Here is a 22,398-nt window from a genome sequence, read left to right as displayed (position 1 = left end):
GATGGTAAGCCTTTAAAGCAAGTTGAAACAATATTGTACCTTAATAAAAGCTTAATATTATGATAAAACAGATTTCCAAAAATAAAAGCCTTCATCCATTTGTCAAAGAAATTATGTTCCTTGAAAATTATGAGGAATCTACTGAAAAAAGTTATCCATTTTATGCAAATGGTTTTCCGGGGATTGTGTATTCCAAATCAAATAATCCATTTTATTTAAACCCGGGGAATAAAGAGTTGTCTGAGTTTTATTTGTACGGTCAAACTATAGCACCAATATCATTAGATATAAAAGGAGCATTTCAATTAATAGACATTAGACTGTACCCTTTTGCTGTTAAAATTTTATTAGGGGTTGACCCTAAAATATTAAATGATGATTGCTTTGATCTTAAGTTGATAAAAAATGTAGATACCAATGTAACTTTAGCCAAATTAAATCAAACCTCAAGTAAAGATGAAACCATAGGTATTTTAGCCAATTATTTTGAAGAATTGCTTAAAAACGCATCTTCTAATCCAGATTATAGAGTCAAATTGGCTACAAACCTTATTCTAAGCTCTAACGGTAATATTAGTGTAAAAGAAGTAAGAGATAGACTGTGTGTTACTGAAAGAACATTAGAACGCCATTTCATGAGGGATATGGGAGTAACAACAAAGCAATTTGCAAAAATTATTCAGTTTAGTTCTTCTATAAAGCAAATTACAACTTCTGATTATGATAGCTTAACTAAAATAGGATATGAAAATGGCTTTGCAGACCAATCACATTTTATTAGAACCTTTAAAAAGTTTACAGGAAAAACACCAAAGGAGTTTCAAAAGGAACTTTCTCTTTAAAATAGTATTCCATTTTATTTGTCGGGTTTATACAATTCTTAAGATTGATATCTCAATAAACTTGCCCTTAATTTAAATTAAAAAATATTATGAAGAAATTATGTATAGCAGTAGTGGCTATTTTTTTTGCAGGAAGTTTAAATGCACAAAGTTTAAAGTTTGGTGTTAAATCTGGTATTAATGTGGCAACAATAAATGGAGGAGAGTTAAATGTAGATTCACGAATAGGGTTTCATATAGGAGTTGTGTCAGAAATTGAAATTAATAATAAGTTCTCTATACAACCAGAATTAATGTATTCCTCACAAGGTGCAGAAGAAGATATTGTACAAGTAAAATTAGATTATCTGCTATTACCTTTATTGGCAAAATATCACATAGTGAATGGTTTCAGTATTGAAGTAGGTCCTCAATTTGCATTTTTAGTAAATGATGAAATTGAATTGGATAATGATAATCAATCTGTTTTTGATACTGACTCAGAAAATTTTGACCTTAGTGCTAGTTTTGGGTTAGGCTATCAATTAAAGTCAAGTTTATTCTTTCAGGTAAGATATAATTTGGGTATTATACCAGTTGTAGAGAACCCAGATGTTACTAATGGTGTTTTTCAGCTATCTGCTGGATATCAATTTTAGTAAAATCCTTTGTAATTGCTAATTGCTTTTTCAGTTTGACGGCTTTGTTCAATTTTCAAGATTAAAAGCGTCATATGTTTGCCTTAAATAAGGTAACATGGAAATAAATTTAAAAACTGTCACATTACTACTTGCAATTTTAATTACAGGGCTTTCAGCAGGGTTATTTTATGCTTGGAAAATTTCAGTTATTCCAGGATTAAAAAACATTTCAGATAGAAGCTATTTAGGAACAATGCAGTCTATAAATAGGGCGATTTTAAACCCTGAGTTTTATATCATTTTCTTTGGTGCAATTCTCTTTTTAATACTGAGTGCCTACTTTCAATTCAAAGTCAGTATAGATAATTCTTTTTGGTTAATTACAGCTGCTATTCTTTTTTATGGCATAGGTACTATAGGAGTAACAGCTTTTGGTAATGTTCCTATGAATGAGTCTTTAGATTTAGTTGACTTAACCAAATTAAATGTTGAGGAGCTAAGGCTAACAAGATTGCACTATGAAGGTCAATGGAATCAATTTAATACGATTAGAACGGTTTTCTCGGTACTTTCTTTTATAGCAATTTTAGTTTCTAGCTTCCTCAATGAATCCATTTCAATAAAAATTTAATCAAATAATTTAATGTAAACATTATGTCGAAAAAAACAATTTTAATATTGGGAGGTACTGGAAAAACAGGTCGTAGAGTTGCCCAACGATTAATCAGATTAGGAAAATCAATTCGTATTGGTTCAAGAAATGGAAACCCTAAATTTGATTGGGAAAAGCCAGAAACATGGGAAGACGCTTTAAAGGGGATTGATACCGTTTACATCACTTTTCAACCAGACCTAGCTGTTCCAGGCGCTGTGCCAATAATAGAAAACTTCACAGCATTATCAGTGAAAAATGGAGTCCGAAAAATGGTATTACTCTCTGGAAGAGGCGAAAAAGAAGCTCAAAAATGTGAACAAATAGTAATGAATTCAGGAGCAGATTGGACAATTGTTCGTTCAGACTGGTTCAACCAAAATTTTAGTGAAAGTTTCTTTTTGGATCCAATAAAGGCAGGTCATGTTGCATTGCCTAGAGCTGAAGCACTTATTCCTTTTGTTGATAATGATGATATTGCAGATGTAGTTGTAGAAGCTCTATTAGATGACAATCATATTGGACAAATATATGAATTGACAGGACCTCATCTTTTAACTTTCAAAGAGGTTACTGCAGAAATTTCAAAAGTAACAGGAAGAGATATTCAATTTCATTCCATTTCAATGGAAGAATACACAAACATGCTTAGAGAATTTCAAGTCCCAGAAGATTTCATTTGGTTAGTAAAATACCTATTTACTGAGGTTCTGGATGGTAGAAATTCTACGATAACTAATGATATAGAAAAAGTACTAGGTAGAAAAGCTAAAGATTTCACCAATTATGCAAGAGAAACAGTTACCACAGGTGTTTGGTCTTCGTTGAACTAATTCTATAAATTACCCCTTTGAGATAAGAGGTTAATAGCTGCCACTTAATAATATTATATCATGATAAAGATTAACACTTTTTCTCTAATCAGGATATAACACGTTAGTGGTATTCAAATTTTGAAATTGATTACATATTATAAAAATACTTTAGAAAATTATTGTTTCAAAAAACTCACTAATAATTATAGAGGATGGTATTCTAAATTATTTGTTAATCAATTTTAGTTTTATTTTGATCTTTTTTGATTTAAGATGTGCCATTTTTGTACCTTTTTAGGATTAAGTGCTTTTAATACTGATTAATTACTTTCTGTATCGGGAAGTAAACTTACTCCTTTATAATAACCAAAGTCGCTTTATAACCAGTTCTAATTAGCCATTTATTAGATGTCAACGTATTACCATTAGGGTCTAACACCATAAGTTGTGCTGTATTTGGAGAAGACTCACCTTCGTTTAAGGCAATGAAATTAATAGTATTATAACCTTCTTTTAAGTCTATATCAATAGTATAGAAATCTCCATAAAGCCTTATGTTTGGATGAATAACAACATCATTCACTGTTAATTTAATTCTATCCCCATCAACATATTCATGATCTCTACATTTTATAACTACAGTTTTTGAAGTAGTTCTCAAATCACCTAAATAGTAATCCTTCTCAAACTCATCTAAGTCTTGTCTGTCCTCACTAAAACGTTGTTTAATTTTCCATTCTTTATTAACTAAAGAACTTTTTTTGGTCATATCTACTGTGTATTCCTTTTTATTTGATTTAGGTAGTGATTTATAGTTAAGCGTATACCTAATATTTTTATTAGTTAAACCTATTACAGGAGATAGTCTAAAAGAAAATTTTAACTCAACTTGTGTAGTACTATCAATAGGACTTATTTTAAATCCTTTTTGAAAATCATTTACTTGAGCCATTGAGGCAAATGTAAAACATAGAAGAAGTAAAGAAGTTATATAAAATTTCATAGCTTTCAGCATATATAATGCTTGGGGTTAAAGATATATATTTGATTCTTATTTTTTTAATCTGCAAGGAGATTAACGTTACTTTATAATAATTTACAGTTACCTTAACAAAAATTATTCCATAGCTACATTTTAGTAGATAGTTGTTATTTTTGTATAAATCATTAACGTTTAAAGTTTAGTATTTATGATTGAAGGATTGCAAAGTAATTACGCCTATTTGTTTGAAGATGCTCTTTTAAATGAAATAAGTGAGATTGGCGTATACAAAAAAATACCCGAAGGCTTTACATTAATGGACATAGGCGATAATATTAAAAGCATTCCGTTAATTTTGAGCGGTGCTATTAAGGTTATGCGGGAAGACGAAAATGGTGACGACTTAATACTCTATTTTGTTGAACAAGGAGATACTTGTGCCATGACAATTACCTGTTGTATGGGAGAAACTAAAAGCGAAATTAGAGCGATAGCCGAAACAGATACACGTATTATAATGATTCCAATTAGTAAAATGCAAGAATGGATGCATAAATACCCTAGTTGGCAAAGTTTTATTCTTCAAAGTTATCATGAACGTATGAAAGAACTTTTAGAAGCAATTGACACCATTGCATTTTTAAAAATGGACGAGCGATTATTTAAGTATCTAAAAGACAAAGCAATGGTCAATAGAGACGATGTAATTAAAACGACACATAAGGAAATTGCTTTAGATTTGCACACATCTAGAGTAGTAGTTTCAAGGCTATTAAAGAAACTCGAAACAGAAAATAAAATTAAACTGCATAGAAATAGTATTAAAGTAATCGATTTGTAATTCGATATTTTTTCAGGTAACAAATGTTACGTACATAGTTATATTAATTGCTAATTTTGGCAAAAAAAATATTTTATGAATTTTATATTAGAGCCTTGGCCTTGGTATGTTGGAGGACCATTAATAACCTTGGTCATGTTTTTTCTTTACTATTTCGGTAAGAAGTTCGGAATTTCTTCAAGTCTTGAATCTATTTGTGCAATGGGAGGAGCTGGAAAGATACATGAACACTTTAATTTTGGATGGAAAAAAAGCAAATGGAATTTAATGTTTATAATAGGCACAGTAATTGGTGGCTATATAGCATTTCAATTTATGACGCCTAACCAAGCAATTGCTCTAAATCCACAAACTATAAGCGATTTATCTGAAATTGGTTTTCAAAATGCAGGCGAACAATTCTTGCCCGAAGAATTGTTTGGACTCGATGCTTTACTATCTATTAAAGGAGGTGTAATTTTAGTTATAGGTGGTATTTTGGTTGGCTTTGGAGCAAGATATGCAGGAGGATGTACCTCAGGTCATGCCATTACTGGGTTAAGTAATCTAGAATTACCGTCATTAATAGCTGTTATAGGATTCTTTATTGGAGGGTTGGTTATGACTTGGCTTATTTTACCATTACTATTTTAATTTCGAGCATTATGAAAAATATTAGATTTATAATTTTAGGTATTCTTTTCGGAATTATTTTAAGTAAAGCCGAAGTCATTTCGTGGTATCGTATTTATGAAATGTTTAAATTTCAATCATTCCATATGTATGGTATAATAGGTTCTGCTGTTGTTTTAGGAATCATTTTGTTTTCATTCTTTAAAAGAGGAAGTATTAAAAACTATTTGGGAGAAAAAATAGAAATAGAGCCTAAGAAAAAAGGAATTTATAGAACCATAATAGGAGGCATCATTTTTGGACTTGGATGGGGATTAATAGGCGCTTGTCCAGGACCAATGTTTATATTATTAGGACGAGGTGCATTATCTATTCTAATAGTCATTTTTGGAGGACTTCTCGGAGTTTTGTTTTACCATGCCATAAAGCATAAACTACCACACTAAATTAAAATTTTTCAAATTGGATAGTTAAGTAACTATTGTTACAGTTTTTTAGTCAAAGTTGGTTAACTTTGAGAGATAAACTAAAACACCTAACTATCCAATTTTTAATTATATGAAGTACGGCTTTATTATTGATAACCGAAGATGTATTGGTTGTCATGCCTGTACCACTGCTTGTAAATCAGAACACGATGTTGCAGTAGGAGTTAACAGAACGTATGTTAAACAGGTTGAAAAAGGAGAATTCCCTAATACTCGCCGAATTTTTTCCGTAATGCGTTGCAACCATTGTACAGATGCTCCTTGTGTGGAGATTTGTCCAGTCGAAGCATTGTTTATTCGAGAAGATGGTATTGTAGATTTTGATAATAACAGATGTATTGGATGCAAGTCTTGCATGCAAGCATGTCCTTACGATGCATTATATATTGATCCCGAAACGCATACTGCAGCCAAATGTAATTATTGTGCGCATAGGGTAGATGTAGGAAGGGAACCAGCATGTGTTTCTGTTTGCCCAGAACATGCTATTATTGCTGGAGATATGCACAATCCTAATACAGAAATCTCTCAACTTTTAGCAAGACAAGCTGTAAAAGTACGTAAACCTGAAAAAGGAACAAACCCTAATCTGTTCTATATAGATGGAGACGAATCATCGCTAAATCCCGAAGCAACGGCTAAATCTGGTCCTGGTTTATGGAACTCGCAAGCACGTGGTGTTGGTCATTTTGCTAAAGCTGCCGAAAAAATGTTGCATACCAATGATGATGTCGATTTGTTGCAAATGAGTATTGATAATGAAATACAAGCGGCTTATCAAAGAAAAGATTCAGAAAACCCTAACTATATTGATGTGTTAACTGGAAAAGCAAGACGTGTTTATGACACACCTGATAAAGGAATTCTTTGGGGTTGGGAAGTATCAGCTTACGTGTTTACAAAAGCCATTGCTGCGGGTGCATTCCTAATTCCATTTCTAGCAATTCTTTTAGGATATGAAATTTCTGATACTGCTAAATTGTGGTCAGCCGGAATCTCATTAGTTGGTTTAGCCTTAACAGGGCTATTCTTGGTAATGGATTTGGATAGACCAGACAGATTCCTAAATGTATTATTGCGTCCACAATGGAATTCATGGTTAGTAAAAGGCGGCTATACCATTACAATATTTGGATTATTAGTAACCCTTTGGGGAGCAAATACTTGGTTTAATTTAGGTATTTCTGAAATGCCATTATTATGGGTAACCGCAATATTTGCAGTTCTATTAGCTATCTATACGGCGTTCTTATTTGCTCAAGCAAAAGGACGTGATTTCTGGCAAAGTCCAACGTTGCCATTACACATGTTAGTTCATAGTGTTATGGCTGGTGTTGCCATTTTTGTATTAGCTTCTTTAATTTTTGGAAAAGAAGGTTGGATGTCTATCTTAAAAATGACATTGATAGTTGCCTTAGCTGTAAATTTATTCTCGATGATAACCGAATTAACTATTACACATCCAAGCACAGCAGCTCATACTGTTGTAGAAATGATTACAAAAGGAAGATATAAAAAATTATTCTGGATTGGCGTAGTACTAATTGGAAATGTAATTCCATTAGCTCTATTAGTGTTTGCACCTAGTGGAACTATATTAACTGTTTCAGCAATTCTCGTATTGATAGGAATTTATGTAACAGAAAAAATTTGGGTAGAAGCGCCACAGCGAGTTCCGTTAGCTTAATTTAAAAGAAAAGAATCATGGGATATAAAAAGCCATCATTTATAGAAAACATAGCAGAAAAACTAGGAATTATTCCAAACCTACATAAGGAGAACTATCAAGAGTTTCAAGATGATATGCGCCATTTTAGTGACGAAAAAGTAGCTCAAATGTATGAGAATTTTCCGCCACCCAAAAAATGGGACAATTGGGTAGAATATAACCCTAAAGTGTGGCCTAAAAAAGATAAAAAAACCTATCAAATAGTGCCAACGACTTGTTTTAATTGCGAAAGTGCTTGTGGTTTAACCGCCTTTATTGATAAGGAAACACAAGAAGTTAAAAAATTTGAAGGCAATCCGCATCATCCAGGAAGTAGAGGAAGAAACTGTGCCAAAGGACCTGCAACAATAAATCAAATAACAGATCCGGACAGAATATTATTCCCTCTTAAACGAAAAGGAAAAAGAGGAGAAGGAGAATGGGAGCGTGTTTCTTGGAATGAGGTTCTAGATACTATTGCTGATCGTATTAGAAAAGCAATAAAAGAAGATCGACATAACGAAATTGCCTATCACGTTGGCAGACCTGGACATGAAAAATTCATGAACTGGATACTTCAAGGTTGGGGAATTGATGGACATAATTCGCATACTAATATTTGCTCTTCTGGAGCGCGTTTTGGTTATAATTTATGGTATGGTTACGACAGACCATCACCAGATCACGCCAATGCTAAATTCATTTTACTGGTCTCTGCGCATTTAGAGTCAGGACATTACTTCAATCCACATGCGCAACGTATCATTGAAGGTAAAATGAAAGGGGCAAAATTGGCCACAATGGATCCACGTTTATCAAATACAGCGTCTATGTCAGACTATTGGTTACCATCGTATCCTGGTACTGAAGCGGCTGTGTTGTTGGCTATGGCTTTAATTATTCTTGAAGAAGACCTATATAACAGAGAGTATCTTGAGAATTGGACAAATTGGAAAGAGTACCTTAAAGCAAGACATTCAGACAAAGATGTCACTTTCGAGAATTATATAGTTGCAATGATTGATGAATATAAAGAGTTTACACCTGAATTTGCAGAAAAAGAATCAGGAGTAAAAGCAGATATGATAGTTGAGATTGCTCATAAAATTGGCGAAGCTGGAGAACGTTTTGCATCTCATAACTGGAGAGCAGCAGGTGCATCAAACCTAGGTGGTTGGTGTGTTTCCAGAGCGTTACACTTCTTAACTGTTTTAACTGGAGCAGTTGGTGCTAAAGGAGGAACATCACCAAATTCATGGAATAAATTTAAACCAACACAACCAAACCCTCCAGCACCTCAAAAGAAATGGAACGAATTACATTTTCCTAAAGAATATCCTTTAGCATTTTTTGAAATGAGTCAATTGTTACCACATTTCTTAAAAGAAGGACGAGGTAAAATGGATGTATATTTTTCAAGAGTGTTTAATCCAGTTTGGACTTACCCAGATGGCTTTACTTGGATGGAAACACTTGCCGATGAATCTAAATTCGGAATACATGCAGCCTTAACACCAACTTGGAATGAAACTGCTTTTTATGCCGATTTTGTGTTGCCAATGGGATTAGCTTCAGAGAGGCATGACTTAAACAGTTACGCCACGCATGGTGGAACTTGGGTGGCTTTCCGTCAACCAGTATTAAGGGAAGCGGCTCGAAGAAATGGAAAATCTGTTGAATTTACATATCAAGCAAATCCTGGAGAAGTTTGGGAAGAAGATGAATTCTGGATTGAATTATCATGGCGTATAGATCCTGATGGAAGTATGGGAATTAGAAAAACCTTTGAATCGCCTTATAGACTAGGAGAAAAGATTACAATTGACGAATATTACCAATATATTTTCGAACGTGTAAATGGTTTGCCTGAGGCAGCAAAAGCAGATGGATTTACTGGACAATTTGCTGAATTGGAATACATGAAAAAATATGGTGCTTTTGCTATTGAAGAAGGGGAATCATACAAAGTCAATGAAAATGAGCTCTCAGAAGAGCAATTAAAAGGCTCAATTGTAGACCCAGTAACTGATGTAATTACCAAAGACGGTAAGCCAATTGGAGTCATGGTGAATGGAAAAGCTTGTGTAGGTTTTCCAACACCGTCACGTAAAAACGAATTCTACTCGCAAACAATGGTTGATTGGAAATGGCCAGAATATGCAACTCCTACTTATATAAAGAGTCATATTCATAATGACGTATTAGACAAATCTAAAGGTGAATATGTTTTAGTGCCAACGTTTAGGTTACCAACCTTAATTCATACACGCTCTGGTAATGCAAAATGGTTGATAGAGATTTCCAATAGAAACCCAATTTGGATGCATCCAGACGACGCTAAAAAATGGGGATTCAAAACAGGTGATTTAGTTAAATTGAATACTGATATTGGTTATTTTATTGATAAGGTTTGGGTAACCCAATCTATGAAACCTGGAGTTGTAGCTTGTTCGCATCATATAGGTCGCTGGAGAAGACCACAAGACAAAATTGGAAACCGTTGGGCAACTAATACGGTTAATATTGAAAATGATGGAAAAGGTGGTTGGAAAATGAATACGATTTCTGGAGTAAAACCTTTTGAATCTCATGATAGTGATTCAAAGCGTATTTTCTGGAAAGATGGAGGTGTGCATCAAAATATTACACATGCTGTGCATCCAGATCCAATTAGCGGAATGCATTGTTGGCATCAACGCGTTAGAATAGAAGTACCTAGGAAAGATGAAAAATATGGTGACATTTATGTAGACACGAACAAGTCGCATGAAATTTATAAAGAATGGTTAGCGATGACACGACCAGCTCCTGGACCAAATGGTGAAAGAAGACCACTTTGGTTTAATAGAGCTTTTACTCCAGACAAATCAGAAGGAGGTTGTTATTATATTCCTAAAAAAGAAAAATAACTAAATTAGTACATGCTAAAGAAAGTTTTTCCTTTTCTTACTTGGTTACCATTAGCAAAAGACAACATTAAAGATGATGTTATTGCTGGAATTACTGGAACTATAATTGTAATTCCTCAAGCAGTTGCATTTGCAATGATTGCAGGGTTACCGCCAATTTATGGTTTTTATACTGCAATGCTTACACCAATAATTGCTGCATTATTTGGGTCGTCGTATCATTTGGTTTCTGGACCAACAACTACCAGTTCAATTGTGCTTTATGCCATTGTTAGTAAATTTATAACACCAAATTCAGATATAGAAGCTTTTATTTCCTTAGCCATTTTGTTGTCTTTTATGGCTGGATTTTTAAAACTGTTAATGGGTTTATTTAAAATGGGTAAACTAGTTAACTTTGTTTCTAATTCAGTAATTATTGGATTTTCAGCTGGAGCAGGTATTTTAATAGCCTTTAAGCAGTTAAAACATATTTTTGGATTAGATATTCCTCAAGGTAGTTCCTTTTATTCTATTAGTAAGTATTTAGTCAATCACGTTCCTGAAATTAATTGGTATGCTTTTTTAGTAGCAATTAGTACACTATTAATAGCAATTATTATTAGAAAAGTGAAAATAATATCTAAACTCTCCATGCTTATTGCGATGGTTTTAGGTAGTTTTATAGCGCTTTATTTTGGAAGTGTGCATGGCATAGAATTAGTTGGAGAAGTCCCATCGAATTTACCACCATTTAATCTACCTGATTTTGATTTAGGTAGTATGAAAATGCTAAGCTCTGGAGCTTTAATTTTAGCAATTCTTGGATTAGTTGAGGCAGCAGCTATTTCTAGGTCAATAGCACTACAGACACACCAAAGATTAAATATTAATCAAGAATTTGTATCACAAGGTATATCAAATACAATTTCTAGTTTTTTCTCTTGTTATACAAGTTCCGCATCGTTTACGCGCTCTAGTGTCAATTTTCAAACTGGAGCAAAAACACCTATGTCAGCTATTATTTCAGCAATAGGATTAATGATAGTAGTTTTACTATTTGCTCATTACGCTTCGTTTTTGCCAAAAGCTGCTATGGGAGGGATTATACTGTTAGTTGGCTATAGTTTAATAGACTTCAAACACATAAAAGTGGTTTATAAGGCTAGTGGAAGAGAATTAATAGTACTACTTATTACTTTATTAGGAACACTCTTTTTTGATTTAGAATTTGCACTACTTTCAGGAATTTTAGCTTCATTTTTCTTTTATATGGAAAAAACGTCTAAACCAAATATTGCAATTTTAGGAGTAGATAAAAACAAGCGTCTTATTAATATAATTAGAGATGATGAGACTAGAGAATGTTCAAATCTAAAAATTGTTCGAATAGATGGCTCCTTATACTTTGGATCTATAGAAAAAATATCTAATTATTTTTCAAAATTATATGAGGATAATAAAGTAAAACATATTCTAATTGCTGCTGATGGGATTAATTTTATTGACTTAGCTGCTGCCGAATGGTTGACAAATGAAATCAAGAAATGGCAAAAAAATAGAGGAGGGATTTATTTTGCAGGATTAAAATTAGTTAGCCAAGATATTTTACAAAAAGGGGGGTTTGTAGACAAAATAGGAAGCAATATATTCTTCAAAGAAAAGAAAGATGCTATTCGTGAAATTCATAAAAAAATTAAAGAACCTTGTCTTGATAAAGTATTTGATGAATGCAAAACAATTTGATTATGCACGTTCTGTAATTCTGGTTACAATCTTTCCTTTAACTTATACTATCTTTACTCTGGCAAATTAATTCTATGAATTTAAAATCTATTCTACCAATTTTAGATTGGTTACCTGGCTATAAAAAAGAGTGGTTAAAAGGAGATATTAGTGCAGGATTAACAGTAGGAGTTATGTTAGTTCCTCAAGGTGTAGCCTATGCTATGATTGCTGGTTTGCCACCTATTTATGGTTTGTATACAGCATTAATACCTCAAATTGTTTATGCTGTTTTTGGAACATCTAGACAACTATCTGTTGGGCCAGTGGCTATGGACTCTTTAATTGTAGCTTCAGGTGTAGTTGCTTTAGCAGAAATAGGCACACAACACTTTATTGAATTTGCAATATTGTTAGCTTTTATGATGGGAGTATTGCAATTTATTTTTGGAGTTTTTAGATTAGGATTTCTAGTTAATTTTCTTTCTAAACCAGTAATTAGTGGTTTTACTTCAGCAGCAGCATTAATTATAGGAATAAACCAATTTAAGCACTTATTTGGTATAGATGTCGAAAGAAGTAATAAAATTCAACTGTTACTAAAAGACACGTATGAACATATACATGAAAGTAATCTCATTACAACGGTAATTGGAATTTTATCGATTATTATTTTAGTTTTTTTAAAGAAAGAATTCAAGAAAATACCTGGAGCTTTAGTAGTTGTAGTTCTTGGAATAATTGCAGTCAAAATATTTAATTTAGATCAATTAGGAGTGCAAATTGTAGGTAGTGTACCTGAAGGGTTACCGAGCTTTAGAATACCATATTTTAGCAAAGATATCATCATAAAGTTAGCTCCAGTTGCACTTACATTATCTTTTATTGGCTTTCTAGAAGCAGTTTCTGTTGCTAGAGCTATTGAGACGAAACATACAGATTATAAAGTAGTTCCAAATCAAGAGTTAATAGCTTTAGGTTTGTCTAATGTTGTTGGTTCATTTTTTCAAACATATCCTTCTACAGGTGGGTTTTCAAGAACAGCAGTAAATAATCAAGCAAATGCTAAAACACAATTGGCATCATTAATATCTGCTATTGTAGTAGGTTTAACATTACTTTTTTTAACGCCTGTATTTTATTATTTGCCAAAAGCTGTTTTAGCTGGAATTATTATTGTAGCTGTATTTGGACTGTTAGATTTTAGAATACCACGACAATTATTAGCCTATGCTAGAAAGGATTTAGTGATACTAAACATTACATTAATAATTACTGCTATGGTTGGTATTACTGAGGGTATTATTAGTGGTGTGATTTTGTCGTTAGGAATGCTCATTTATAAAACAACAAAGCCGCATATAGCGATTTTAGGTAACGTGCCCAACACTCACTTTTATCGTAATAGAAAGAGATTCAAAGATGTTATTATAAACGAAAACATATTAATTGTGCGCTTTGATGCGCAATTATATTTTGCAAACACTTCTTATTTTAAAGATAAACTACAAGAGTTTAGTGAGTTTAAAGGAGATAAGTTGAAGTTTTTAATCATAGATGGCGAAAGCTTAAACAGTTTAGATAGTAGTGCTATTTTTGCTTTAAATGAAATTTATTCATATTTTAAAGATAGAGAAGTACAAATAGCATTTACAGGCTTAAAAGGGCCAGTAAGAGACAAAATGGTAAAATCTAAGCTTATGAATAAAATAGGAGATGAATTTTTCTTTATGAGTATTCAAGAAGCAGTTGATTTTTATGAAGCTGGATTTAAAAAGCAAAATAAATTTGAAAAATACACTAATCAAGCAAATAAGTAGTCTCAAAACACCTCTGTAACTCTAGTTACAATTAGTAGAGTGCATTTTAGTTAATTTTGTGATTAAATAATTATGAATCAATAAAATAAAAATAATATGAAAGTAGAACAATTATTTACTGGATGTCTTGCCGAAATGGCTTATTATATAGAGTCTAATGGTGAAGCAGCTGTTATTGATCCTTTAAGAGAAACTGAGCCTTATTTAAGAATGGCTGAAGCAGATAAAGCTAAAATAAAGTATATTTTCTTAACACATTTCCATGCAGATTTTGTGTCTGGACAATACGATTTAGCACAAAAAACAGGTGCAAAAATTGTTTTTGGCCCTCATGCAACAGCCGAATATGATATTTATAATGGTAAAGATGGTGAAGAGTTCTTACTAGGTGGTGGTAAAATTACGTTATTGCATACACCTGGACATACAATGGAATCATCTTCATACTTAATTACCGATGAAGAAGGAAATACGCCTTACGTATGTACTGGTGACTGTTTGTTTATTGGTGATGTTGGTAGACCAGATTTAGCTGTAAAGCAAGGAACTTTAACTGAAGAAGACTTAGCAGGTTATTTATACGATTCTTTAAGAAACAAAATAATGACCTTACCTGATGATATTATAGTATATCCTAATCATGGAGCAGGATCAGCTTGTGGAAAAAATATGAGTAGTGAAACTTTTGATACATTAGGTAATCAAAAGAAGACTAATTATGCGTTACGAGCAGATATGACAAAAGAAGAATTTATTGTGGAGGTAACTACTGGTTTAAAGCCGCCACCACAATATTTTCCTAATAATGTTCGTATGAATAAAACTGTAAACACTAGCATTGATGAGGTGTTACATAGAGGTACTACGCCATTAGATCCAGCTACTTTTAAAGAAATGAGTGAGCAAAAAGATGTCCTTGTTGTTGACACACGCTCTAAAGAATCTTATACAGAGGAAGGAACTGTTCCTGGAGCTTGGTATATTGGTATAGATGGTAGTTTTGCACCTTGGGTAGGCGCATTAATAAAAGATATTAATCAGAAAATCATTTTTATTGCTGATGATGAATTGCGAGTTAATGAAATAGTAACACGCTTTTCAAGAGTGGGCTACGATAACACATTAGGGTATTTAAATGGAGGTATTAAAGATTGGATTGCTCATGGATTCGAAGTAGATAGAATTGATTCAATGTCGGCAATTGAATTTGCAAAACGACTATCCGAAGGTTCTATGGAAAAACCTGTGGATGTTCGTAAAGAATCAGAATACTTATCTGAGCATGTTAAAGAAGTTGAGAATTTTCCTTTAGATTGGATACATGAAAATTTTGCAGAAATCAACCCTGGCAAAGAATATTTCTTGCACTGTGCTAGTGGATACCGTTCTTTAGTAGCAGCTTCAATTTTTAAAGCAAATGGTGTTAAAAAAGTAACTGATGTAAGAGGCGGATTTAAAGATTTAAAGGAAACAGGTGTGCCAATGACAGATTATGTTTGTCCAACGACATTGCTATAGATTTTAATAAGTTATTTAAAAAAAGAGCAGCTATTAGCTGCTCTTTTTTTATGAGTTATATGTAACTAATGTTACTGCAGAACTTAATATTAAGCTTTAATTTTAATAATAAATTCAACGTATTATTATAATGCGTATTCAAAATAAAATAGAAATGAAAAGTTTTGTCAAACCCTTAATTCTAACAATAATTGTATTGATTCTAGCCACATTGTTTTTTAGTTATAAAAAAATAAAACTAGATTATCAAGACGTAGCTATTGTAGAAAGTCAAGAGCACCCAGGAAAAAAACTTATGGAAACTAATTGCTATGTATGCCACAACCCTGTGACTTCGCATGATGATAGATTAGCACCTCCAATGATTGCTGTTAAGAAGCATTATAAAAATAATAATATCACTAAGAAAGAGTTTATTGCTAATTTTAAGAAATGGGTTAATAAACCTTCAGAAGAAATATCAAAAATGCCTGGAGCTATTAGAAAATTTAATATTATGCCTTACGCTCCTTATTCAGAAGAAGACATTGAACAAATTGCTGATTACATATATGATAATGATATTGAACAACCAGAATGGTTTGATGAACATTATAAGCAAGAACAAAAAAAAGGTATGGGGAAAGGAAAAAATAAAAACTAATAAGACCATTTATTTAATAAAATAAAGGTATACGATTTAAGTTTTAGTAGATTTTATGCAACTAGATGAAGATATTTATTAAAAGAAAAAGAGGGCAATTTGCCCTCTTTTTCTTTTATCTAAAACTTATATTGTAAGAAAGCAGTTAAGTTTCTTCCAGGTTCATTAATAGGGACTCTGCCTAAACCCGATTGGTTGTTAAATGAAAAACTTAAATGGTCATTGTAGGTTTGATCAAAAACATTAATAGCTGCCAAACCAACTGTTATATTTTTTATTGGTTTTAGTCCAACACGAATATCTAACGTTTCATAGCTTTTTGTATAAGTTTCACCAAAGCTTTCGGCAATTTTATCTTGTTTAGAAACTAAATTAAAGGTTGCATTTACCCAATAGTTCTTTTTCTCGAATCCAAAATCTAGTTTGGTGGTTAGAGGAGGGTAAGTAGAAGCGATTCTTTTAAGCCTTTATTTTTAGCATACACATAAGAAATATCAGTTTTTGAAAAAGAAACCATCCGTAAATTCAAGCTTAATTGAGGCTTCAAAACCTATTTTATATCGAGACAGATAACATTAGTGATATTACTAATGAGCTAAATTTCACAGAACAAAAATATTTAGGATTTAAATATCCTAAACTGACTTTTGTCATGTTTTAAACTTTTTTCGTGAACTATTTTTGGAAAAAGATAAAATTGTCTTTTTTATAAATCAAACTAAAAAACCAATTAACATGTTATCTAAAAAACAAGCAAGAGCTTTCTTTCTAGGCGGAACCTTAGTAACATTTTTAGTATTCATTGGTTTGACTGTGTATTCTTTGTCGATGTCACAGGATCAATCTAACCATGAAAACATTACTGAATCTGTTGTTCGAGGAAAAAAAATCTGGGAGGAGAACAATTGTATGGGCTGCCATACAATACTAGGAGAAGGAGCATACTATGCTCCAGAGTTAACTAAGGTTATCGATAGACTCAATATGAAGTACGATGGCCAAGGAGAAGAAGTTATAAAAAGTATTTTAATGTCTCAAGTACCATGGCAACCAAATGGAAGAAAAATGGTGGCTTATAGTATGACAGAACAAGAAGCTGAAGATATGATTGCTTTTTTTGAATGGATAGGCGAAATAGACCTTAATGGCTTCGATCGAATTGTATCCCCATTAGCAAAAGATAGAATCAATAACTAAACTAACGAATCATGAAATATAAATCACAAAAAGTTGCCTATTGGTTTTTTGCCCTTTCTATGTTACTACTCGTATTGCAAATAACATACGGTTTTATAATGGGTTTTGCTAGAATAGGTTTCGACAATTTACACGACTTTATTCCTTTTAATACAGCAAGAGCTGTGCATACTAATTTACTAGTTGTATGGTTATTATCTGGTTTTATGGGAGCTGCATATTATATTATTCCAGAAGAAGCTCAGCGCGAATTAGTGAGCGTAAAATTAGCTTATGTTCAATTAATAAGTTTAGCTGTAGTTGGTGTTGTAGCTATAGTAGGGTACCACTTTAACTATTGGGAAGGAAGAAAATTTTTAGAAATACCAAGACCTTTAGATTTCTTGGTTGTAGCAAATGTGCTCTTGTTTTTAGGACTTATTCTCGTCACACTTTTTAAAGGGAAACGAAAAACAACAACAGCATTAGTCCTATCTATGGGATTATTGTTTGCTGCTTTGTTATACTTACCAGGTATGCTGCCATTTGATAGTCAAGTAACCGATTCATTTTTTAGATGGTGGGTTGTGCACTTATGGGTAGAAGGTGTTTGGGAATTAATTATGGGAGGTATTCTATCTTTCTTATTAATTAAACTTACTGGTGTAGATAGAGAAGTTATTGAAAAATGGTTGTATGTAATTGTTGGGTTAACATTCTTATCTGGAGTATTAGGAACAGGACATCACTACTATTACATTGGTGTAAATAAAATTTGGTTAATTGTTGGTGGTATATTCTCAGCTCTTGAGCCTTTAGCATTCTTAGCAATGGCATTATTTGCAGTTAATATGTATAGAAAAGGCGAGAAAAAGCATCCAAATAAATTAGCATTATACTGGACTTTAGGAGCTGCTATAGTATCCTTTGTTGGAGCTGGGTTATTAGGTTTTGCTCATACATTACCACAAACAAATTTATACACACACGGAACACTCGTTACAGCAATGCATGGTCACTTAGCGTTTTGGGGAGCTTATGGTATGATTGTTTTAGCAATTATAAGTTATGCATTACCAAATTTAACTGGACGAAAATTATACGAAAGTACAAGAGGTAGAGCTGCATATTGGTTGTCTAATATTGGAATGATTGGTATGACGGTAGCTTTTGGAGTTGCTGGTGTTGCTCAAGTATACTTAGAAAGAAAATTTGGTATGGACTTTATGCAAGTTCAGGGAGAAATCAGCATACACTTTGTTGTACTAATACTATGTGCAACAATCTTTACAACAGGTATCATACTATATGTAATAGATTTTTACAAACATGGGAGACCAAATGATGAAGCATTAGAATTAGACAATTAATAAAAAGAAATCATGATAAAATTAAATAAATTAGTATCAAAAGTAAGTATGTTAGTTGCTTCTTTTGTTTTAGTATTTAGCTGCGGAGATTCTGCATCTAATGAAAAAGTAGCAATGCAAGATCCAACTACAATAGTAATAAAAGGAACCATGGAAGCTGAATTAACAGCACCGCCTTTTGTACCTGCTCCAGTTGGAGATCGTCCAGCAAAAAAATTGATAGTTAACATGGAAATCCTTGAAGAGGTAGGAACCATGACTGACGGTGTAGAGTATGTCTACTGGACATTTGGTGGATCTGTGCCTGGGAGTTTTATTAGAACTCGAGTAGGCGATGAGGTCGAATTTACCTTATCTAACCATCCAGATAATAAATTACCACATAATATTGATTTACATGCGGTTACTGGTCCAGGTGGTGGGGCAACATCATCGTTTGTGGCACCAGGACATGAAAAAGTGTTTTCGTTTAAAACCTTAAATCCAGGACTATATGTGTATCACTGTGCCACTGCACCAGTTGGAATGCATATTGCAAATGGTATGTATGGTTTAATTCTGGTTGAACCAGAAGGAGGCTTGCCACCAGTTGATAAAGAATACTATATCATGCAAGGAGATTTCTATACTAAAGGAGAAAATGGAGAACCAGGGTTACAACCTTTCGATATGCAAAAAGCGGTAGATGAAGATGCAGATTATGTAGTATTTAATGGTAAAGTAGGAGCTTTGACAGGAGATGGAGCGATTACAGCTAATGTTGGAGAAACTGTTCGCCTTTACGTAGGTAATGGTGGTCCAAACTTAACATCGTCATTTCACGTAATTGGAGAAATTTTTGATAATGTCCATGTTGAAGGTGGTTCTATAATTAATAAAGATGTGCAAACAACTTTAATTCCAGCTGGTGGAGCTGCAATTGTTGACTTTAAAGTAGATGTTCCTGGAACTTTTATTTTAGTGGATCATGCTATCTTTAGAGCCTTTAATAAAGGAGCTTTAGGAATGTTGAAAGTAAACGGAGAAGAGGACAAGCAAATATACTCAGGTGTAAAACAAGAGGGTATTTATAATCCAGAGGGAGGAACAATTCAAACAATGCCAAATGATGGTTCTGCTGTTGTTGCTACAAACACAAACAAATCGCTAAGTGAAAAGATGATTTCTGGTAAGCAAATATATATGAAAACGTGTTTTGCATGTCATCAAGCCGAAGGTCAAGGTATACCAAATGCATTTCCTCCTTTAGCTAAATCAGATTATTTAAATGCTGATGTTAAAAGAGCTATAGGTGCTGTATTAAATGGTTTAACTGGTGAAATAACGGTTAACGGACAAAAATATAATAGCATAATGACTAAGCAAACATTAACAGATGAAGAAATTGCTGATGTTATGACATACGTTTATAATTCTTGGGGAAATAATAAAACTAACGTAACTCCTACAATGGTTGCTGAAGTTAAAAGTTCTCATTAATCATTAAAAGTAATAAATATGAAACCTATTTTTAGATTGATAATTTGTTTATTTCTGTTTTGTACGGTCAATGCAAATTGTCAATCTAAAATGGTTAAAATTGAAGGAGGAACTTATATTCCATTATATGGAAGAGATTCATTACCGGTTACTATTTCCGATTTTCAAATGGACGTCTATCCAGTTACCAATCAACAATATTTAGAGTTTGTAAAAAAGTATCCTAAATGGAAAAGATCTAACGTTAAAAAGTTATTTGCAGACGACAACTATCTAAGGGATTGGAAATCTGATACACTTTTAGGTAAAGACCAATCACTAAAAGCACCAATCACTAATATTTCTTGGTTTGCAGCAAAAGATTACTGTGAATGTCAAGGAAAACGATTGCCAACTTTAGATGAATGGGAATATGTAGCCATGGCAAACAAAGAAATGCCAGATGCTAGAAGATTAAAGAAGTATAATGAGTTTATCCTCTCATGGTACGAGAAACCAAAAACTTCAAATAATGAGATTGGTTCTACATTTGAAAATTACTGGAAAGTCTATGATTTACATGGTTTGGTTTGGGAATGGACGTACGATTTTAATTCGGTTTTAATTTCTGGAGAGTCTCGTAAAGATGTAGATGATGACAGTAACCTATTCTGCGGAAGTGCTGCAGTAGGCACTACAGATTTAATGAACTATGCCGCATTTATGCGTTACGCCATAAGAGGAAGTTTAAACGCAAATTATACAATGAAAAACTTAGGTTTTAGATGTGTAAAAGATGAAAACAACTAAAAAGATGAAAGCAATAAAATATATAGGAATTCTTTTCATTGCAATTTTTATAAGCTCATGTAAGGATAATTCAAGTAATGACATTGCTAGTGTATATCAATGCCCTATGAAATGTGAAGCAGAAAAAACGTTTGACAAACCTGGAAGTTGTAGTGTTTGTAACATGGACTTACAACCCATTGCAATTGAGTTAAATGATGAACCTATTTCCGAAGAAATATCAGAAACCTCAATTTTCAATTTAGATTCTAAGTGGCATACAGAAGAAGGAGAAACCATATTACTAGAAGATTTAAAAGGTAAAACCTTGGTAATGGTCATGATTTATACAACATGTAAAGCTGCTTGCCCAAGATTGGTTGCAGACATGCGAAATATAGAAAAACAAATTCCTAATAATAAAGATTTGCGCTATGTTTTAGTTAGTATAGACCCAGTAAATGACACTCCAGAACGTCTAAAAGCATTTGCTATAGAAAATCAAATGGATGCAGAGCATTGGACGTTTTTGCAAGGTACAGAGAGTACAGTCCGTGAGTTTGCAAATGTACTTGCTGTCAAATACAAGCAAATCTCTCCATTAGATTTTTCACACTCAAATATTATAAGTGTGTTTAATGACAAAGGAGAACTGATGCATCAACAAGAAGGGCTAGGAGTAGATAATAAAGAAACAGTTTCAACAATATTAGAGTTAGTAAAATAAAAATTAAAATGAAAGTAAAAGAAAATAACACAGTTGCCGAAGTGGTTGTAGACAATATAAAAGCAGCTCATGTTTTTAAAAAGTATGGTATAGATTTTTGCTGTGGTGGCGGAATCACTTTAGAGAAAGCGTGTAAAAACAACAACGCAGATTTTGATGCTTTAAAAGCAGAAATTGAAGCACTAGATACCAATACGAATAGATTATATAATTATGATAAATGGGAATTAGATTTCTTGATAGATCATATTGTAAATATTCATCATACATATGTTGAAGAAAACATTCCAATACTTCTACAGTATGCAAATAAAGTGGCAAAAGTACATGGACACCATTATACTGAGGTTGTTAAAATTAATAACTTAGTTGAAGCTGTTGTTAAAGAGCTAGCAGCGCATATGAAAAAAGAAGAGCTTATACTTTTTCCTTATATAAAACAACAAGTAAGAGCTTTAAAAGAGGGTGTTAAACCACCAACACCACATTTTGGTTCTGTAAACAACCCAATTGATATGATGTTGGATGAACATGAAACTGCTGGAGATATTTTTAAAGAAATTGCTGCTTTGAGTAATAATTATGCACCTCCAGAAGAGGCGTGTAATACCTTTAGAGCACTATATTCAAAACTGGAAGAGTTTGAGCAAGATTTACATCAACATATTCATTTAGAAAATAACATTTTATTTCCTAAAGCTATTCAACTAGAACAATAATTTAA

Annotated in this window: 20 protein-coding genes; 19 read left to right on the top strand and 1 reads right to left on the bottom strand. The window is 32.7% G+C overall.

Features of this window, described 5'->3' with window-relative positions:
• Positions 1–59 precede the first annotated feature (59 nt).
• The 4 genes from ABGB03_RS08515 (at position 60) to ABGB03_RS08500 (ending at position 2,947) form a co-directional block, all read left to right on the top strand.
• Positions 60–842, top strand: coding sequence for a helix-turn-helix domain-containing protein (locus tag ABGB03_RS08515; protein ID WP_347921865.1), 783 nt, complete (start codon positions 60–62; stop codon positions 840–842).
• Between the two features lie 89 nt (positions 843–931).
• Positions 932–1,480 (top strand): porin family protein, encoded by a 549-nt coding sequence (locus ABGB03_RS08510; RefSeq protein ID WP_347921863.1) that lies wholly within the window; start codon positions 932–934, stop codon positions 1,478–1,480.
• Between the two features lie 97 nt (positions 1,481–1,577).
• Complete coding sequence (locus ABGB03_RS08505) at positions 1,578–2,093, top strand: anthrone oxygenase family protein (protein WP_347921861.1); 516 nt, start codon at positions 1,578–1,580, stop codon at positions 2,091–2,093.
• 23 nt (positions 2,094–2,116) lie between these two features.
• The gene (locus ABGB03_RS08500) at positions 2,117–2,947 is read left to right on the top strand and encodes an NAD(P)H-binding protein (protein WP_347921859.1); all 831 of its coding nucleotides are present in this window, start codon (positions 2,117–2,119) and stop codon (positions 2,945–2,947) included.
• A 331-nt stretch (positions 2,948–3,278) separates the two neighbouring features.
• On the opposite strand, the gene ABGB03_RS08495 is transcribed toward ABGB03_RS08500, so the two are convergent.
• Complete coding sequence (locus ABGB03_RS08495; protein WP_347921857.1) at positions 3,279–3,881, bottom strand: hypothetical protein; 603 nt, start codon at positions 3,879–3,881, stop codon at positions 3,279–3,281.
• A gap of 238 nt (positions 3,882–4,119) precedes the next feature.
• Here ABGB03_RS08495 and ABGB03_RS08490 point away from each other — a divergent pair, with 238 nt between their 5' ends.
• The 15 genes from ABGB03_RS08490 (at position 4,120) to ric (ending at position 22,393) form a co-directional block, all read left to right on the top strand.
• Complete coding sequence (locus ABGB03_RS08490; protein ID WP_347921855.1) at positions 4,120–4,752, top strand: Crp/Fnr family transcriptional regulator; 633 nt, start codon at positions 4,120–4,122, stop codon at positions 4,750–4,752.
• Positions 4,753–4,827: 75 nt separating this feature from the next.
• On the top strand, positions 4,828–5,385 hold the full coding sequence (locus ABGB03_RS08485; protein WP_347921853.1) for a YeeE/YedE thiosulfate transporter family protein: 558 nt from the start codon (positions 4,828–4,830) through the stop codon (positions 5,383–5,385).
• Positions 5,386–5,396: 11 nt separating this feature from the next.
• The gene (locus ABGB03_RS08480; RefSeq protein WP_347921851.1) at positions 5,397–5,810 is read left to right on the top strand and encodes a DUF6691 family protein; all 414 of its coding nucleotides are present in this window, start codon (positions 5,397–5,399) and stop codon (positions 5,808–5,810) included.
• 112 nt (positions 5,811–5,922) lie between these two features.
• A complete protein-coding gene (gene nrfD, locus ABGB03_RS08475; RefSeq protein ID WP_347921849.1) occupies positions 5,923–7,539 on the top strand; it encodes an NrfD/PsrC family molybdoenzyme membrane anchor subunit in 1,617 nt (538 codons plus the stop codon).
• Between the two features lie 17 nt (positions 7,540–7,556).
• Complete coding sequence (locus ABGB03_RS08470) at positions 7,557–10,469, top strand: molybdopterin-dependent oxidoreductase (protein WP_347921847.1); 2,913 nt, start codon at positions 7,557–7,559, stop codon at positions 10,467–10,469.
• A gap of 12 nt (positions 10,470–10,481) precedes the next feature.
• Positions 10,482–12,194 carry a SulP family inorganic anion transporter gene (locus tag ABGB03_RS08465; protein WP_347921845.1) on the top strand — a complete coding sequence of 571 codons (1,713 nt, stop codon included), beginning with the start codon at positions 10,482–10,484 and terminating at the stop codon, positions 12,192–12,194.
• 74 nt (positions 12,195–12,268) lie between these two features.
• A complete protein-coding gene (locus ABGB03_RS08460) occupies positions 12,269–13,993 on the top strand; it encodes a solute carrier family 26 protein (RefSeq protein WP_347921843.1) in 1,725 nt (574 codons plus the stop codon).
• 96 nt (positions 13,994–14,089) lie between these two features.
• Complete coding sequence (locus tag ABGB03_RS08455; RefSeq protein WP_347921841.1) at positions 14,090–15,511, top strand: MBL fold metallo-hydrolase; 1,422 nt, start codon at positions 14,090–14,092, stop codon at positions 15,509–15,511.
• Between the two features lie 154 nt (positions 15,512–15,665).
• The gene (locus ABGB03_RS08450) at positions 15,666–16,154 is read left to right on the top strand and encodes a c-type cytochrome (protein WP_347921839.1); all 489 of its coding nucleotides are present in this window, start codon (positions 15,666–15,668) and stop codon (positions 16,152–16,154) included.
• A gap of 735 nt (positions 16,155–16,889) precedes the next feature.
• Positions 16,890–17,351 carry a cytochrome c gene (locus tag ABGB03_RS08445; RefSeq protein ID WP_347921837.1) on the top strand — a complete coding sequence of 154 codons (462 nt, stop codon included), beginning with the start codon at positions 16,890–16,892 and terminating at the stop codon, positions 17,349–17,351.
• An 11-nt stretch (positions 17,352–17,362) separates the two neighbouring features.
• Positions 17,363–18,700 (top strand): cbb3-type cytochrome c oxidase subunit I, encoded by a 1,338-nt coding sequence (locus tag ABGB03_RS08440; protein ID WP_347921835.1) that lies wholly within the window; start codon positions 17,363–17,365, stop codon positions 18,698–18,700.
• A 12-nt stretch (positions 18,701–18,712) separates the two neighbouring features.
• A complete protein-coding gene (nirK, locus tag ABGB03_RS08435; protein ID WP_347921832.1) occupies positions 18,713–20,179 on the top strand; it encodes a copper-containing nitrite reductase in 1,467 nt (488 codons plus the stop codon).
• A 90-nt stretch (positions 20,180–20,269) separates the two neighbouring features.
• A complete protein-coding gene (locus ABGB03_RS08430; protein ID WP_347921830.1) occupies positions 20,270–20,968 on the top strand; it encodes a formylglycine-generating enzyme family protein in 699 nt (232 codons plus the stop codon).
• A 4-nt stretch (positions 20,969–20,972) separates the two neighbouring features.
• Positions 20,973–21,674, top strand: a complete 702-nt coding sequence (locus ABGB03_RS08425) for an SCO family protein (RefSeq protein WP_347921828.1) — start codon at positions 20,973–20,975, stop codon at positions 21,672–21,674.
• Between the two features lie 8 nt (positions 21,675–21,682).
• Positions 21,683–22,393 (top strand): iron-sulfur cluster repair di-iron protein, encoded by a 711-nt coding sequence (gene ric / locus ABGB03_RS08420; RefSeq protein WP_347921826.1) that lies wholly within the window; start codon positions 21,683–21,685, stop codon positions 22,391–22,393.
• Positions 22,394–22,398: the final 5 nt, after the last annotated feature.

This window comes from Pontimicrobium sp. SW4, assembly GCF_039954625.1.
In the GTDB taxonomy this organism is placed as follows: Bacteria; Bacteroidota; Bacteroidia; order Flavobacteriales; family Flavobacteriaceae; genus Pontimicrobium.
The sequence above is the reverse complement of the archived record's forward strand: the minus strand, read 5'-3'. Positions and strand labels throughout refer to the sequence as shown.